Source organism: Marinobacter sp. 2_MG-2023 (assembly GCF_030546935.1).
GTDB lineage: Bacteria > Pseudomonadota > Gammaproteobacteria > Pseudomonadales > Oleiphilaceae > Marinobacter.
This window is the reverse complement of sequence record NZ_JAUOPH010000005.1, coordinates 215,201-228,575: the sequence shown is the minus strand read 5'-3', so window position 1 is coordinate 228,575 and position 13,375 is coordinate 215,201. Positions and strand designations below refer to the sequence as shown.

The following is a 13,375-nucleotide window of genomic DNA, read 5'->3' as shown; positions in this document are numbered from 1 at the left end:
TTCTGCAATTGGAAACAAGTTTGTCTGCGAGACCTAGCCTCTGCACCAAAGGCATATTGAAATGTGATGAAAATCGCCAGATCGTTTTCTAGAGAGAATTCCAACTGACTTCTTCAAAGCATCAGAAATCAGTGTCAATTAAGTCATTTTTGACCGGCACCACCATTCAATATGAAGTAGCAAACGTAACCAATGACCACGCCCCAGAAAGCGGATGAGAGTTCGAAGAGAGACATTCCCGAAGCAGTGACGACAAACGTAATCAATGATGCCTCTCGATGACTGGGCTCCTCCAGTGCTGCAAAAAGATTCCCCGCAATGGCCCCAAGTAGCGCCAACCCGGCAAGCACCGCCACAAACGCTGCGGGAAGGGATGTGAACAAGCTGACGATAGTGCCGGCAAACAGCCCCCCCACAAGATAGAAGACACCATTGGACACCCCTGCAATGTATCTTCTAGCAGGATCTTCATGCGCGTCTTTACCAGTACAGATTGCCGCTGTAATGGCAGCAACCACCGTGGTGATACCGCCGAAAAACGCCATAGGAAGTGAAACCAGGCTTGTTATTCCAATGATTGGCCTGGCCTTAACTGGATAACCCGCCGTTTGGAGGATCGCCATGCCCGGCAGGAATTGACCGGTTAGACTTACCAACACCAAAGGAATAGCAAAGCTGAGGGTTGAACTTAATGACCACTCGGGCTGGATAATCTGGGGCACCGCAATGCTCCACCGAACACCTGAAAGAGACACCCCCTCCAGGACCACCGCAAGTAAAACACCAGAAATCAGCAATAAAACCAACGTATATTTTGGGCACAGGCGACGGAACAGAACATAGGAAATCAGCATCCCGATAGCCAAAGAAGGTGTCGTTTCGATTGCGGTGAAAGCACCCACTCCGAACTGAAATAGTATGCCTGCCATCATTCCTGCAGCGATCCCTTTAGGAATCGCGCGTACAAACACATCAAAGGTACCTGATACACCAATAACGAAGATCATGATTGCCGCAGTTATGTATGCTCCTATCGCCTCGTTTAAAGACAGTTCAGGAAACAAGGTAACCAGCAATGCAGTACCCGGTGCGGACCATGCAGTGACAATAGGAGCTCTCAGCCAAACCGATAGCACGATCCCCGAGATGCCGGCTCCGACAGAAATCGCCCAAACCCACGAGACCATCATATCGGAGGAGATTCCGGCGCTCGCTCCGGCTTGGAAAAATATGGCTAAGGGGCCCGAGTAAGACACGAGAACAGCCAAAAAGCCTGCCACAATAGCTGGCAATGAAAGGTCTTTTAGAAGTTTTTGCATTAGCCTGAATCCGTTATTGATTGTTGTAGATTCGGTATGAGAAACGAGCCCCGGGTGCCGGGGCCAAAGAAGATAAGACTGACTGTTTAACTATGGTCGCAGCCTACCCGGCCTACCCCAGATCACCCCCTGCAACGGGAACCACCGTGCCTGTAATGTAACTAGCTGCATCCGATGCCAAGAACAGAATCGGCTCAGCCTGTTCATCCAGGGTTCCGTATCGATGCATAAAGCTGTTCGCTAAGGTCTGGTCAATCAGAGTCTGATACCACGCCTTTTCCTGTTCACTCTGCTCTTCCGCGTTTCGCGGTGTCAGCCTTGGTGGCGCTTCGGTACCGCCAGCTGCTGCCGCATTCACTCGGATATTGTACGGCGCATATTCGTACGCCATGTTCACAGTCAGAGCATTGACGCCACCCTTGGCCGCTCCGTATGGAACCCTCATTAACGCCCGCGTGGCTATCGAGGAGACGTTGACAATTACGCCCGATTTGCGCTCAAGCATGTAAGGTAAAACAGCGCGACAGCACCATAGAGTGGTAAAAAGCGAACGCTGAATCTCCTTTTCAATCTGTTCCGGCGTGTAATGTTCAAACGGCTGGGCCCAGATAGTGCCACCAACGTTGTTTATGAGAATATCAATGCGATCGAAGTGCTGATGAGCCTCCTTCATAACTGTCTCAGCGCCTGCCCAGGTTTCCAGATTGGCCTGAACAGCAATCGCATCAGCACCCTGCTCGCGCAATTCTGCAGCAACATCGTGTATATAATCAGCAATGTCTACGAGAAGAAGCCGCGCGCCCTCGGCCGCGGCCAAATTGGCAACACGTTTACCTATTCCCTGGGCAGCTCCAGTGATCACCATTACCTTATCGGTGAAGCGGGATCTCATGCGACTTTCTCCTTATCTGCAGGAGTGCTGGGGGCGAACTTTTCATAATGAAACGAATTTGGTTTAAATCCCTTTTCTCGAAAGAACCCAAGCACGGAATCAACCATAGGGGGGGGACCACACAAATAGACATCGACATCCCCGTTATTCAGGTGGGTGTCATCTATATATTGAGTAACGTACCCCTTTCTCGGATGCGTGCTTTTTTCTCCGGAAACCACGGTGCTGTATGTAAAATTGCTCAACTGCTTGGTAAGCAGTTCCAATACATTCAGGCACACTAAATCATCGTCGTTAGTGACACCGTAGATCAGATGCGTTGGTAGGTCACAGCCATTGGCTTTCATGTATTCTAATTTAGCCAGGAATGGCGCGAGGCCAGTGCCTCCGGCCAGCATCAGCACCGGTCGTTCAATCGGGCGTAGATAGAAACTTCCCATGGGGCCAGTCAGAGTTACCTTATCTCCGGAACGCGCCTTACCAACTAGCCATGAGCTCATAAGACCGCCCGGAACGTTACGGATCAGGAAGCTCAGGTCACGGCTGCCGGGTTTGGAGCTAAAGGAGTAGGCCCGTGTCTCCTCGGTGCCGGGCACCTGGATGTTCACATATTGTCCGGGTAAAAAGGCAAGGTCGTCATCCGCCGTGATTTTTAGTTCGATCGACGTCGGCGAAATCAGATTTACTTCGGCCACAGTCCCAGTAACTTCGGCATTACCGGTCTTGCACATGGTGGAAGCAACTGGCACTTCCACCACGCAATCGCTGGAGGGCACCATCTGACAGGTCAGCACCATACCTTGCTCGACTTCTTCGTCAGACAGCGCCTCGTCTATATACTCATCGCCCAGGTCAAACCCGCCCTGATAGCAGGCACCTTTGCAGGTGCCGCACACGCCATCGGAGCAATCCATGGGGAGGTTTATCTGTGCGCGGTAGGCGGCATCGAGAACCGTTTCGCCTTCGTTGCAGGATACAAAACGGGTAACACCGTCCTCGAAATTGAGTGCTATGTTATAACTCATGATGATGCTCTCCCCATCAATTACAGGTGGTAAATGTCTAGCACCTGATTGATGCAATCGTTGTTCAGAACCAAGCGCTTCTCCCGAATCAGCGGCTGTTCGCCGGTGATATCCAGGGTATAAAAGGAGGTTCCAAAGAATTCATCGGTTTTTTTATAGCGATAGGCTTTGGTCAACCAGTTGAACCGCAACGTCACTTCACTCTCATTCTGGGACAGGATCTCCAGGTTGCTGGTGAAGTGCGTGGTGCGCGGCTCCGGCATGGAGCTGGCACCGGACCGCTCAGTCTTGATGCGATAGATCCGGTCTTCCAGGCCTTCCTTGTTGGGGTAATAGATGAGCGAGATCTCGCTTTGCGGGTCCTCGGTCAGCTCATCGTCATCGTCCCAGGCCGGCATCCAGTAGGTGACGTCCTCATGGTAGCAGGCTAGCCACTGATCCCATTTTCGGTCGTCCAGGAATCGGGCCTCACGGATGATGAATTGTTCGATATCGTGATAGCTCATGCTCATGCCGATGCCTCCTCTGACGTCACGGGAATGAAACGGGCACGCTCGGCCTCAATGGCTCGGGTCATTTCCACCTGCCAGTGCTGGTGGTGGTTAACGTACAGGCCTTCGTCGTCGGGGCGCGCACCACTCATAATGGGCTTCATATCGATCTGGTTAGCGTGCTCATCAGGGCCTTCGATCCAATGAGCAGCACCGCGACTCATATCGTTCCAGCGCATGTCGCGAGCTTCATAACCGTTCTGGCAAGCACGAAACTCTTCCAGGTCGTCCGGTGTACCCATGCCCGTCACGTTGAAGAAATCCTCATACTGACGGATACGTTTAGCACGCAGTTCTGCCGGCTCGTTCTTCGGACCAAAACCATAGATGGTCACTTCCGTCTTGTTGACGTCGATGGGGCGGGTCACACGGATCTGTGTGGAGAACTGATCCATAAGGTACACGTTCGGGTACAGGCACAGATTCTTGGTGGTGCGGACAATGGAGTCGGCCCGGGCCTCACCGTATGTCGCCTTCAGCCGCTCAAGCTGGCTATATATCGGGCGTACTTCCGGATTCAGCAAGCGAGTCCAAAGCATCATGTGGCCATTCTCGAAGGAATAAAATCCGCCCTCGGCCGACCAGCTCTTGGCGTCTACTGCCTCGGTACCACCTTTTTCGTAGTTACGCTGCCCCATAGTCGATAGGTAGTTCCAGTGCACGCTGCCCACATGGTAGCCGTCGGCACCATTCTCCGCGGTCAACTTCCAGTTGCCTTCGTAGGTATAGGTCGAGCTACCCCGCAGGACTTCCAGACCGTCTTCCGACTGATCCACGATGTTGTCGATAATCTTGGTGGTTTCACCGAGATGCTCTTCAAGAGATACCACGTCGGCATTCAGGCTTCCGAACAGAAAACCACGGTAATTGCCGAACTTTGGCATCTGCTTCAGGTCGTGGGAGCCGTCGGTGTTGAATTGCTCCGGGTAACCACCCTTTTTCTGGTCCTTAGCCTTCAGCAACTGACCATCGTTGCGGAAAGTCCAGCCGTGGAACGGGCAGGTAAAGGAAGTCTTGTTACCGCGCTTCTTGCGACACAGAGTGGCGCCGCGGTGGGAGCAGGTGTTAAGAATGGCTTTCAGATCGCCATCCTTGGTACGGGTGATGACTACCGGCTGGCGACCCACGGTCACCGTATAGTAGTCGCCCGGTTCCGGGATCTGGCTCTCGTGAGCCAAATAGACCCAGTTACCCTCAAAAATGTACTTCATCTCCAGGTCAAACAGTTCCCGATCATTGAAAATGCCGCGATCGCACTGATACCGACCGGTTTCAGGATCCGCAACAACTGCGTTACGAACCTTGTTGGCGAGTTGCTCGAGCTTTTTACTCATTTCATCTCACTCCTCTTATTCTTGTCTCTCGCTTATGCGACATCTGTTTCAAGAGCGCGCGGACGTGCATGACGTTCTTGAAGTTCAGGCTTATCAGTGGCAATGAGAGTCACATTGAACTCGACCTCGGTAATCGGGCCAGTAACACCGTGTTTTTCGCCCTCTGCAGACCGCTCTACACGTTTTGCTTCCACCACGAGTTCTTCACGGGTAGCGAATGCGAAATCGCTGTAGGTGTACTCATCACCAGCAATGTTAATTTGAGTAGTGAGGTGTTTATGCCCAGGCCTGGAAACAAAATAATGGATATGTGCCGGGCGCTGGCCGTGACGACCAAGCTGATTAAGCAATTGCTGTGTAGACCCTTCTGGTGGGCAACCGTAACCGGACGGCATAACGCTTTGAGCGGCATAACGACCCTCTGCGTCGGTCTTGATGCGACGGCGTAAGTTGTACTCACTCTGAGACTGATCGAAGTATGAGTACGCACCCTTGGTATCCGCATGCCAGATGTCGACAACCGCATTCGCCAACGGTTCGCCACTCTCATTGGTTACCTGGCCTTTGATCAGAATCACTTCTGCACCTGCGTCCTTACCATCGTCCATACGGGCAAAGCCGTCACTGATGGGTGCACCCGCGACGTAAAGTGGGCCTTCGATAGTGCGAGGCGTCCCACCTGTGAGGCCCGCTTGCTCGTCTTCGGCGTCCTGGCGGATGTCCAGATAACGGTCCATGCCGAGGCCCGGCGCCAGAAGGGCCGCTTCTCCATTTGCACCAAGCTCTCCGACGTAATACACGGCACTCCAGAACTCTTCCGGCGCCACATCAAAGTCTTCCACAATCTGGAAAATATCGTGCATGACCCTATGAACGATTTTCTTCATTCGCTCATTGCCACCGTCCTGATCAAATCCAGCTACTTGTTCCAGCAGCTCTTTCACATCTTTTGTTTGCATGGTCTTAATAGTCATTGTCGGTCTCCCCGAACTGTTGTTTTTGTTGCTAAAGAAATGTATTTCTTTGTTTTTCTAGTCGTCCACCAGCTGGCAACAACATGCTTTTATGCATTGCCTGTAACGGTGAATCCTATGTTAACGATCATCCTCATGAACGGAGGATGGGTGACGGCAAAGGGGCGCTACACTGATATCCATATAGGGAAATAGCGGCAGGTTGCTGATCAGGTCCTGCAACTCAGCGTTATCTCTAACGTCAAAAATACTTACGTTGGCGTAGCTCCCCGCCACCCGCCACAAGTGGCGCCACTTGCCTTGCGACTGCAAGTCCTGGGCGTAGGCCTTTTCACGGGCTTTGATGTCTGCGACCACATCGACCGGCATCTCGTGCGGGATATTCACTTTCATTTCCACTTTGAACAGCATGCGTACTCCTCCGTTTATTTATCTTTCCGGCGATAATGCGTGAGCTTGTCCTCATCAATCTCGACCCCCAGGCCCGGCCCAAGTGGCAGACCTACTCCGTTGTCATGAAAATCCAACGGCTTGACAACGATGTCATCCTTCATCAATAACGGCCCGAACATTTCGGTGCCCCAATGAAGAGTTTCCAAAGTAGACCAGGCGTGTAGTGAGGCCACCGTGCCTATCGTGCCTTCGAGCAAAGTGCCTCCGTAAAGGCCAATGCCTGCAGCTTGGGCTACCGCAGCCTGCTTCAGGGCTTGCACCGGGCCGCCGGCCTTGGCGATTTTGAGCGCGACGGCACCCGAGAAGCCGGTGGCAGCCAAATTATAAAGGTCGGTGGCATCAGCAACGGCTTCATCGGCCAGGATCGGCAGGTGGAACTTCTGAGACAGACGCACCAGGGCGGCGTAATCCTTCATAGGTGTCGGCTGCTCGACCAAGTCAACACCGGCCGCTTGCAGTTCCGCCATTCCTTTAGCTGCCATTGACTCGTCCCAGGCCTGATTCACGTCTACACGAACACTGGCAGACTCGCCCAGGGCATTTTTGATGGCGGCTACATGCCGAACGTCTTCCATCAGTGGTCGCGATCCAATCTTGAGCTTGAAGTCGCGGTGGCGACGGGTTTCGATTAGACCAAGGGCCTCTTTGACATCCCGATCAGTATCACCACTTGCCAAGGTCCAGAGCACCGGGATATGCCGATGCACGGCTCCGCCGAGCAAGTCGGATACAGGGCAGCCCAGCCGTTTACCTTGCAGATCCAGCAGAGCCGTCTCAATGGCGGACTTGGCCAGGTTGTTTCCGCGAGCCGCACAATTCAGCCTTACTCTCAGGGTATTGATTTCCGTAACAGGATGGCCGATCAGTTGTGGCTTGAAATAGGTATCGATGGTAAGTTTTACGCTTTCGGGGCTTTCCGGCCCGTAGGCCAGCCCCCCGATGGTCGTGGCTTCACCCAGCCCCTCAAGTCCATCAGAATCCTTCATCCGTACAATCACCATGGTCTGAACCCCCATGGTTGTCATAGATAGCTTGTGTGGCCGGATGGTGGGAATGTCAACCAAGATGGCTTCAATGGACTGAATTTTTGCGGACATGTGTTCTCCGAATCACAAGTAAAAAATGCCTGTGTTTTGGACAGTACGAAGTTTCACGGATATGAACCAATATTGATTAAGTACTAACCAATACCCTGGAGGTATGGATGGAGCTGAGACACTTACGTTACTTCGTGGTGGTGGCTGAAAAGCTAAACCTCACTCGCGCCGCTGAAAAGCTGTTCATTGCCCAACCCCCTCTGACTCGCGCAATCAAACAACTGGAGGAGGAAGTGGGAGTCATATTGTTCACACGCAAACCCCGTGGACTGGAACTCACCACCGGCGGCGAATATTTCCTGGAACAGGCCCAACAAATCCTCGATAAGGTGGACGCCACAATCTCAGACACCCGACGGATTGCCCAGCACCGAAAAACGGTGTTCTCCATTGGCTTCGTGCCTTCGGTGTTCTATGGACAACTGCCGCTGATGGTCCGACGCTTAAGACGCAACAAAAACCTGGAAATCATCTTGCACGAGCTCAAAACCAGGGAGCAGATAGATGCCCTTAAAGCAGGAAAGATCGACATCGGCTTTGGCCGAGTACGAATTGAAGACCCTGACGTGGAGCAGGAACTGCTCTTCGATGAACCCTTAATCGCCGCCATCCCAGCCGGCAATCCGCTGATCCACCACCCACCATCCATGAAAGAACTGTCAGAGTGGCCAATGATCACCTTTCCATCCGGCCCCGGCCCCAACTTCGCCGACCTGACTCAGGGCCTGTTTCACCGGCGCGGCTTGAGTGTCAATGTAATGCAACAGGTTAACGACGTGCAGACCGCTCTGTCGCTGGTTGCTTCGGATATGGGGTTCACTCTGGTGCCAGAGCAGGTTCGACGACTGAATCGTGAGGGGGTGGATTACATGCCTTTGGAAGACGACAACATTACCGTACCGGTGATTGCATCACGGAGACAGGGAGAAAACCCGAACGCGGTGATGCGGCTAACGAATACCATCCTGGATGAACTTGTGGAGAATAGGTTAACCGGGCGCTACCCCTGACCTTAGTGCGTCGTTAGCCGCACCGCCTCAGCCGCCTTTTGAAGTCGCGACAAATAGACGTCCAACAACGTCTTCATATCAACCCGCGCCGCGTTGGTGCTGATATTGATCGCTCCCAGCAGTTCGCCATTGCCGGCAAAAACCGGTACGGCTGCCGACCTAAGCCCGGAATCCAGCTCTTGGTCCACGATCGAGTAACCCTGGCTACGAACCTTCGCGATCTCTTTGTTTAGAGCATGGCTATCCGTGATGGAAGAAACCGTATGGGGCGCAAGCTCTACCCGGGCAAGAAACGCCTGAAGCTCCGCTTCCGGTAACTGGGCAAGTAGTACCCGTCCCATAGAGGTATAAGCCGCTGGTAGTCGAGTGCCCACCGACAGGGTGATGGCCATCAACCGATGCCGCGCCGATGAGCGCACTACGTACACCACATCATCTCCATCCAGTACCGCCAGCGATGATGACTCCCCCAATTCACAGGTAATGTCTTCCAGGTACTGCTGAATCACCGGCCGGTACTGGTTCGAAGCCTGGTAGGCGTAACCCAATTGCATGACCCGGGGCGTAAGCGCGAACTGGCGCCCACTACGCTTCACAAACCCCAGTGCATGCAGAGTAAGCAGGAAGCGCCGCGCCTTGGCTCGGTCCATCTTGGTGCGTGCCGCCACCTCGCTCAGTGTCATCCGCGGATGCTCGGCATCAAACGCCTGCAACACTTCCAACCCTGACGCCAGCGCGCCCACATAGTCCCGGTCGCCGGGCTCGAGAACTTGATCGTCCATCTCTATTCCTTAAGCAGCTTTCGCGCATAGTAACAGCTCGTTCGGTATCCGAACATCCGTGCACTTCCGGCATCTGGCGAAAGTTTGTACTTGACGACAACAAAACCTTCGAGCCATTATGTTCGCATATAAAACTTATGTTCGTACATCGAACTTTTACAATCACTGCAATGGAGACACTGTGATGGCTGAATTCCTCTCTCTCAAAGAGGCCGTGAGCCGACACATCAACAACGGCGACACGGTCTGTATGGAAGGTTTCACCCACCTGATACCGTTCGCCGCTGGCCACGAAATAATCCGCCAGGAGAAACGCGACCTCACCCTAATCCGCATGACGCCAGATTTGGTGTACGACCAGATGATCGGCGCCGGCTGCGCGAAAAAGCTGATCTTCTCCTGGGGCGGCAACCCTGGTGTAGGTTCACTGCATCGCCTGCGGGATGCCGTTGAAAAAGGCTGGCCGAACAAGCTCGAGATCCTGGAACACAGCCATGCCGCCATGGCTTGCGCCTATGAGGCCGGCGCAGCCGGTTTGCCGTTGGCCGTTCTACGCGGCTATATCGGCAGCGATCTGCCCAAGGTGAACGATCAGATAAAGTTCATCGAATGCCCGTTCACCGGTGAACGCCTGGCTGCCGTACCCTCGGTTCGCCCGGATGTGGCGGTGATTCATGCCCAGCGTGCCGACCGCAAAGGAAACGTGCTGATTGAGGGTATTGTCGGGATCCAGAAAGAAGTCGTGTTGGCCGCCAAACGCAGCATCGTCACCGTTGAGGAAGTCGTGGATGACCTTGGCGCCTCAGTGAACGCCTGTGTGCTGCCCTCCTGGGCCATCACTGCCATCGCCGAAGCCCGGAAAGGGGCCAGCCCGTCCTACGCGCTGGGCTATTATGATCGCGACAACGCCTTCTACAAAGAGTGGGACGGCATTGCCCGTGACCGGGTGACCTTCCAGGATTGGCTGAAAAACAACGTGTTTGAAAAAGGAGCTGCGTGATGAGTCTTGAATATACCTCTTCGGAAATGATGAGTGTTACTGCCGCTCGCGCACTGACCAGCGACATGACCTGTTTTGTTGGCATTGGCCTGCCCAGCGAGGCTGCCAACCTGGCGCGGCTGACCCACGCACCCGACGTGACCCTGATTTACGAATCCGGCACCTTACAGACCAAACCGGACGTTCTACCACTTTCCATCGGTGATGGGGAGCTGTGTGAATCCGCACTGACGACCGTGGCGGTACCAGAGATGTTTCGCTACTGGCTTCAGGGCGGCCACATCAGCGTCGGGTTCCTGGGTACCGCTCAGATTGACCGCTACGCCAATCTGAACACCACGTTGATCGGTGACTACCGTGAACCTAAAGTCCGCCTGCCTGGGGGTGGTGGCGCCCCGGAAATTGCCACCAACGCAAAGGAAGTGTTCATTACCGTCAAGCATTCCAAACGTACCTTCGTGAAGGACGTCGACTTTGTAACCACCGTTGGCTTTGGACGCGACGGCAAGGCACGGGATAACGTATCCAACATCGGACGTGGTCCCACCGTGGTAATTACCGATTTGTGCATTCTCAAGCCTGACCCTGACAGCAAAGAACTGGTAGTCACATCTCTGCATCCCGATGTGACTCGGGACGAAGTGATCGAGGCCACTGGGTGGGAGATCCTGTTTGCCGACACGTTGGAGACCACGCCAGAGCCAAGTGCTAAAGAGCTGGAAGTTCTGCGTGATCTGAAAGCACGCACAAATGCACATCATGCCGGTCAACAGTGAGACATATCATGACTGACGTTTATCTCTGCCATCCCCGCCGTTCAGCGATTGGCCGCTTCGGTGGCACCCTTGCCAGCGTTCGCCCTGACGATCTCGCCGCCCACATTTTTAAAGCGGTACTGGAGCAGGCTTCTGAACTCGACCCGACCGCTATCGATGAAGTGATGATGGGCTCCGCCAACCAAGCCGGTGAGGACAACCGCAACGTGGCACGGATGTCTGCGCTCCTCGCCGGCTTGCCCACCTCCGTACCCGGCACGACCCTCAACCGGCTTTGCGGTTCCGGGATGGATGCGGTGGGTACGGCTTTTCGGGCGATTCGCGCCGGTGAAATGGAGTTGGTTCTGGCCGGCGGCGTCGAGTCCATGTCCCGCGCGCCGTACGTTATGGCCAAGGCCAACTCAGCCTTCTCCAGGGAACAGAAAATTGAAGACACCACCATCGGCTGGCGCTTTGTGAATCCGCTGATGAAAAAGCAATACGGCATCGATTCGATGCCGGAAACGGCGGAAAACGTCGCTGAGCAATACGACGTATCAAGAGAAGACCAGGACCTGTTTGCTTTCCGATCCCAGAAAAAGGCGGCCCGGGCCCAGAAGGAAGGACGCTTTGCCGAAGAAATCGTGCCTGTGTTCATTCCGCGCCGGAAACAAGACCCGCTGGTGTTCGATATCGACGAGCATCCCCGCGAAAGTACGCTGGAGAAGCTCGCATCCCTGCCCACGCCTTTCCGCGAAAACGGCAGCGTGACCGCAGGCAACGCCTCAGGTGTGAACGATGGCGCCGCTGCGATGCTGGTTGCCAGTGAGACCGCCGTCAAAACCCACGGGCTAAAGCCCATGGCTCGCATTCTCGGCATGGCTACAGCAGGGGTGGAACCACGAATCATGGGCATCGGCCCTGTGCCGGCGGTTCGCAAGCTGCTGGAGAAACAAGGCATCGGCATTGCCGAGATTGACGTCATTGAATTGAACGAAGCATTCGCCGCCCAAGGCCTGGCGGTTTTGCGTGAGCTTGGCATCGCCGACGACGACAAACGCGTGAACCCCAATGGCGGTGCCATCGCCCTGGGGCATCCACTGGGAATGTCAGGCGCCCGCCTGCTAATGACCGCCGCCCACCAGCTGCAGCTCACCGGCGGCCGTTACGCACTTTGCACCATGTGCGTTGGCGTCGGCCAGGGTATTGCGACACTCATCGAACGAGTCTGAGGTAAGGAGCAAAAATGGCTTTTATAAAACACAACGGCCGCACAGTCTGCTTTCGACTGCTGGGTGACAGAATCAAACCGCTACTGATGCTCGCTCACCCCCTGGGCATGACCCAGGGGGTTTGGGACGACATGCTACCAGCGCTGCTTGAAAAATTTCGGGTACTGACTTGGGATTTACCAGGGCATGGCGCCAGCGCGGCCTGGCCAGATGAGTCCGACGAAATTACACCGGAAGACCTAGCCCAGGAAGCAATCGCACTTGCGAGAGTTGCAGAGTCCGACAGGTTCCACTTTGTCGGGACATCGATTGGCGGCGTCATTGGCCAGCAACTCGTCAGCAAGCATTCTGAAAGACTACTTTCAGCCACGCTCACCAACACCGGCGCCGTCATCGGCACAACCGATGCCTGGAATGCCCGCTCGGCCAACGTTCTGGAACTCGGCCTGTCGGCCATGGCTGTGGATATCGTGCCACGTTGGTTCGGCCCCGACACGTGCAAAAAGCAGCCGGCGCTGGTGGAAGGCTGGGGCGTGATCATGGGACGCGGTGATGACCGTAGTTATGCTCTGCTGTGTGAGATGCTGGGGCGGGTCGACTTCCGAGAGCAGCTAGGACAGCATCGCGTGCCACTCCGACTGATTGGAGGGTCAGACGATGTGGCCACGCCCCGAGACACACTCAGGGCGCTGGCCGACGTCAGCGGTGCAGCGGAGCCAGTCATTTTGGAGCAGATTGGCCACGTGCCGTCGGTGGAATGCCCCGATACATTCAGCCGGATCCTTCTTGATGCCCTGACCTGAGCACTTAGCGCGCAGACCAGACCGCGGCTTACTCCGGCCCTGGTCTGCCGCCAACCACTCCCTGGCTTCAGAATCTGGATAGCTGTCTGCACTTCACGGATAGGTTCATTCCGAAAAAAACCTTAGCGTTGCTCTACAGAGCCAACCC

14 protein-coding genes are annotated in these 13,375 nt (G+C 54.7%); 5 read left to right on the top strand and 9 right to left on the bottom strand.

The genetic code is table 11. The features are described 5' to 3' along the window. Positions 1-143 precede the first annotated feature (143 nt). From Q4501_RS14820 to Q4501_RS14785, 8 genes are all read right to left on the bottom strand, one after another. A complete protein-coding gene (locus Q4501_RS14820) occupies positions 144-1,319 on the bottom strand; it encodes a benzoate/H(+) symporter BenE family transporter (protein ID WP_303597038.1) in 1,176 nt (391 codons plus the stop codon). A gap of 112 nt (positions 1,320-1,431) precedes the next feature. Next, entirely contained in the window at positions 1,432-2,211 is a 780-nt protein-coding gene (gene benD, locus Q4501_RS14815; RefSeq protein ID WP_303597037.1) for a benzoate diol dehydrogenase BenD, read from the bottom strand. Further along, on the bottom strand, positions 2,208-3,236 hold the full coding sequence (gene benC, locus Q4501_RS14810; protein ID WP_303597036.1) for a benzoate 1,2-dioxygenase electron transfer component BenC: 1,029 nt from the start codon (positions 3,234-3,236) through the stop codon (positions 2,208-2,210). The genes benD and benC overlap by 4 nt, the downstream gene beginning before the upstream one ends. A 20-nt stretch (positions 3,237-3,256) precedes the next feature. Continuing rightward, positions 3,257-3,748 (bottom strand): benzoate 1,2-dioxygenase small subunit, encoded by a 492-nt coding sequence (gene benB / locus Q4501_RS14805; RefSeq protein WP_303597035.1) that lies wholly within the window; start codon positions 3,746-3,748, stop codon positions 3,257-3,259. Continuing rightward, positions 3,745-5,121 (bottom strand): Rieske 2Fe-2S domain-containing protein, encoded by a 1,377-nt coding sequence (locus Q4501_RS14800; protein ID WP_303597034.1) that lies wholly within the window; start codon positions 5,119-5,121, stop codon positions 3,745-3,747. The genes benB and Q4501_RS14800 overlap by 4 nt, the downstream gene beginning before the upstream one ends. A gap of 32 nt (positions 5,122-5,153) precedes the next feature. Beyond that, complete coding sequence (gene catA, locus Q4501_RS14795) at positions 5,154-6,095, bottom strand: catechol 1,2-dioxygenase (RefSeq protein ID WP_303597033.1); 942 nt, start codon at positions 6,093-6,095, stop codon at positions 5,154-5,156. Between the two features lie 120 nt (positions 6,096-6,215). Then, a complete protein-coding gene (gene catC / locus Q4501_RS14790) occupies positions 6,216-6,506 on the bottom strand; it encodes a muconolactone Delta-isomerase (protein WP_303597032.1) in 291 nt (96 codons plus the stop codon). 14 nt (positions 6,507-6,520) lie between these two features. After that, positions 6,521-7,645, bottom strand: coding sequence for a muconate/chloromuconate family cycloisomerase (locus Q4501_RS14785; protein WP_303597031.1), 1,125 nt, complete (start codon positions 7,643-7,645; stop codon positions 6,521-6,523). Between the two features lie 107 nt (positions 7,646-7,752). On the opposite strand from Q4501_RS14785, the gene Q4501_RS14780 reads away from it, so the two are divergent. Then, the gene (locus Q4501_RS14780; protein WP_303597030.1) at positions 7,753-8,655 is read left to right on the top strand and encodes a LysR family transcriptional regulator; all 903 of its coding nucleotides are present in this window, start codon (positions 7,753-7,755) and stop codon (positions 8,653-8,655) included. Positions 8,656-8,657: 2 nt separating this feature from the next. Here Q4501_RS14780 and Q4501_RS14775 read toward each other — a convergent pair whose 3' ends face one another. Continuing rightward, positions 8,658-9,437 carry an IclR family transcriptional regulator C-terminal domain-containing protein gene (locus tag Q4501_RS14775; RefSeq protein ID WP_303597029.1) on the bottom strand — a complete coding sequence of 260 codons (780 nt, stop codon included), beginning with the start codon at positions 9,435-9,437 and terminating at the stop codon, positions 8,658-8,660. Positions 9,438-9,621: 184 nt separating this feature from the next. Between Q4501_RS14775 and Q4501_RS14770 the strand changes: the two genes are divergently transcribed. Genes Q4501_RS14770 through Q4501_RS14755 form a run of 4 tightly spaced genes read left to right on the top strand, consistent with a single transcriptional unit; the run spans position 9,622 to position 13,227 of the window. Beyond that, a complete protein-coding gene (locus tag Q4501_RS14770; RefSeq protein WP_303597028.1) occupies positions 9,622-10,437 on the top strand; it encodes a CoA transferase subunit A in 816 nt (271 codons plus the stop codon). Beyond that, positions 10,437-11,213, top strand: coding sequence for a CoA-transferase subunit beta (locus Q4501_RS14765; RefSeq protein WP_303597027.1), 777 nt, complete (start codon positions 10,437-10,439; stop codon positions 11,211-11,213). Before Q4501_RS14770 ends, Q4501_RS14765 begins: the two co-directional genes overlap by 1 nt. 5 nt (positions 11,214-11,218) lie before the next feature. After that, positions 11,219-12,424 (top strand): 3-oxoadipyl-CoA thiolase, encoded by a 1,206-nt coding sequence (pcaF, locus tag Q4501_RS14760; RefSeq protein WP_303597172.1) that lies wholly within the window; start codon positions 11,219-11,221, stop codon positions 12,422-12,424. A gap of 14 nt (positions 12,425-12,438) precedes the next feature. After that, positions 12,439-13,227, top strand: a complete 789-nt coding sequence (locus tag Q4501_RS14755; protein ID WP_303597026.1) for an alpha/beta fold hydrolase — start codon at positions 12,439-12,441, stop codon at positions 13,225-13,227. Positions 13,228-13,375 lie beyond the last annotated feature (148 nt).

What these genes read in the sequence shown, in the direction of transcription:
- Q4501_RS14820 (WP_303597038.1), bottom strand. Translation starts at nt 1,319, where the DNA reads ATGCAAAAACTTCTAAAAGACCTTTCATTGCCAGCTATTGTGGCAGGC.
- benD (WP_303597037.1), bottom strand. Translation starts at nt 2,211, where the DNA reads ATGAGATCCCGCTTCACCGATAAGGTAATGGTGATCACTGGAGCTGCC.
- benC (WP_303597036.1), bottom strand. Translation starts at nt 3,236, where the DNA reads ATGAGTTATAACATAGCACTCAATTTCGAGGACGGTGTTACCCGTTTT.
- benB (WP_303597035.1), bottom strand. Translation starts at nt 3,748, where the DNA reads ATGAGCATGAGCTATCACGATATCGAACAATTCATCATCCGTGAGGCC.
- Q4501_RS14800 (WP_303597034.1), bottom strand. Translation starts at nt 5,121, where the DNA reads ATGAGTAAAAAGCTCGAGCAACTCGCCAACAAGGTTCGTAACGCAGTT.
- catA (WP_303597033.1), bottom strand. Translation starts at nt 6,095, where the DNA reads ATGACTATTAAGACCATGCAAACAAAAGATGTGAAAGAGCTGCTGGAA.
- catC (WP_303597032.1), bottom strand. Translation starts at nt 6,506, where the DNA reads ATGCTGTTCAAAGTGGAAATGAAAGTGAATATCCCGCACGAGATGCCG.
- Q4501_RS14785 (WP_303597031.1), bottom strand. Translation starts at nt 7,645, where the DNA reads ATGTCCGCAAAAATTCAGTCCATTGAAGCCATCTTGGTTGACATTCCC.
- Q4501_RS14780 (WP_303597030.1), top strand. Translation starts at nt 7,753, where the DNA reads ATGGAGCTGAGACACTTACGTTACTTCGTGGTGGTGGCTGAAAAGCTA.
- Q4501_RS14775 (WP_303597029.1), bottom strand. Translation starts at nt 9,437, where the DNA reads ATGGACGATCAAGTTCTCGAGCCCGGCGACCGGGACTATGTGGGCGCG.
- Q4501_RS14770 (WP_303597028.1), top strand. Translation starts at nt 9,622, where the DNA reads ATGGCTGAATTCCTCTCTCTCAAAGAGGCCGTGAGCCGACACATCAAC.
- Q4501_RS14765 (WP_303597027.1), top strand. Translation starts at nt 10,437, where the DNA reads ATGAGTCTTGAATATACCTCTTCGGAAATGATGAGTGTTACTGCCGCT.
- Q4501_RS14755 (WP_303597026.1), top strand. Translation starts at nt 12,439, where the DNA reads ATGGCTTTTATAAAACACAACGGCCGCACAGTCTGCTTTCGACTGCTG.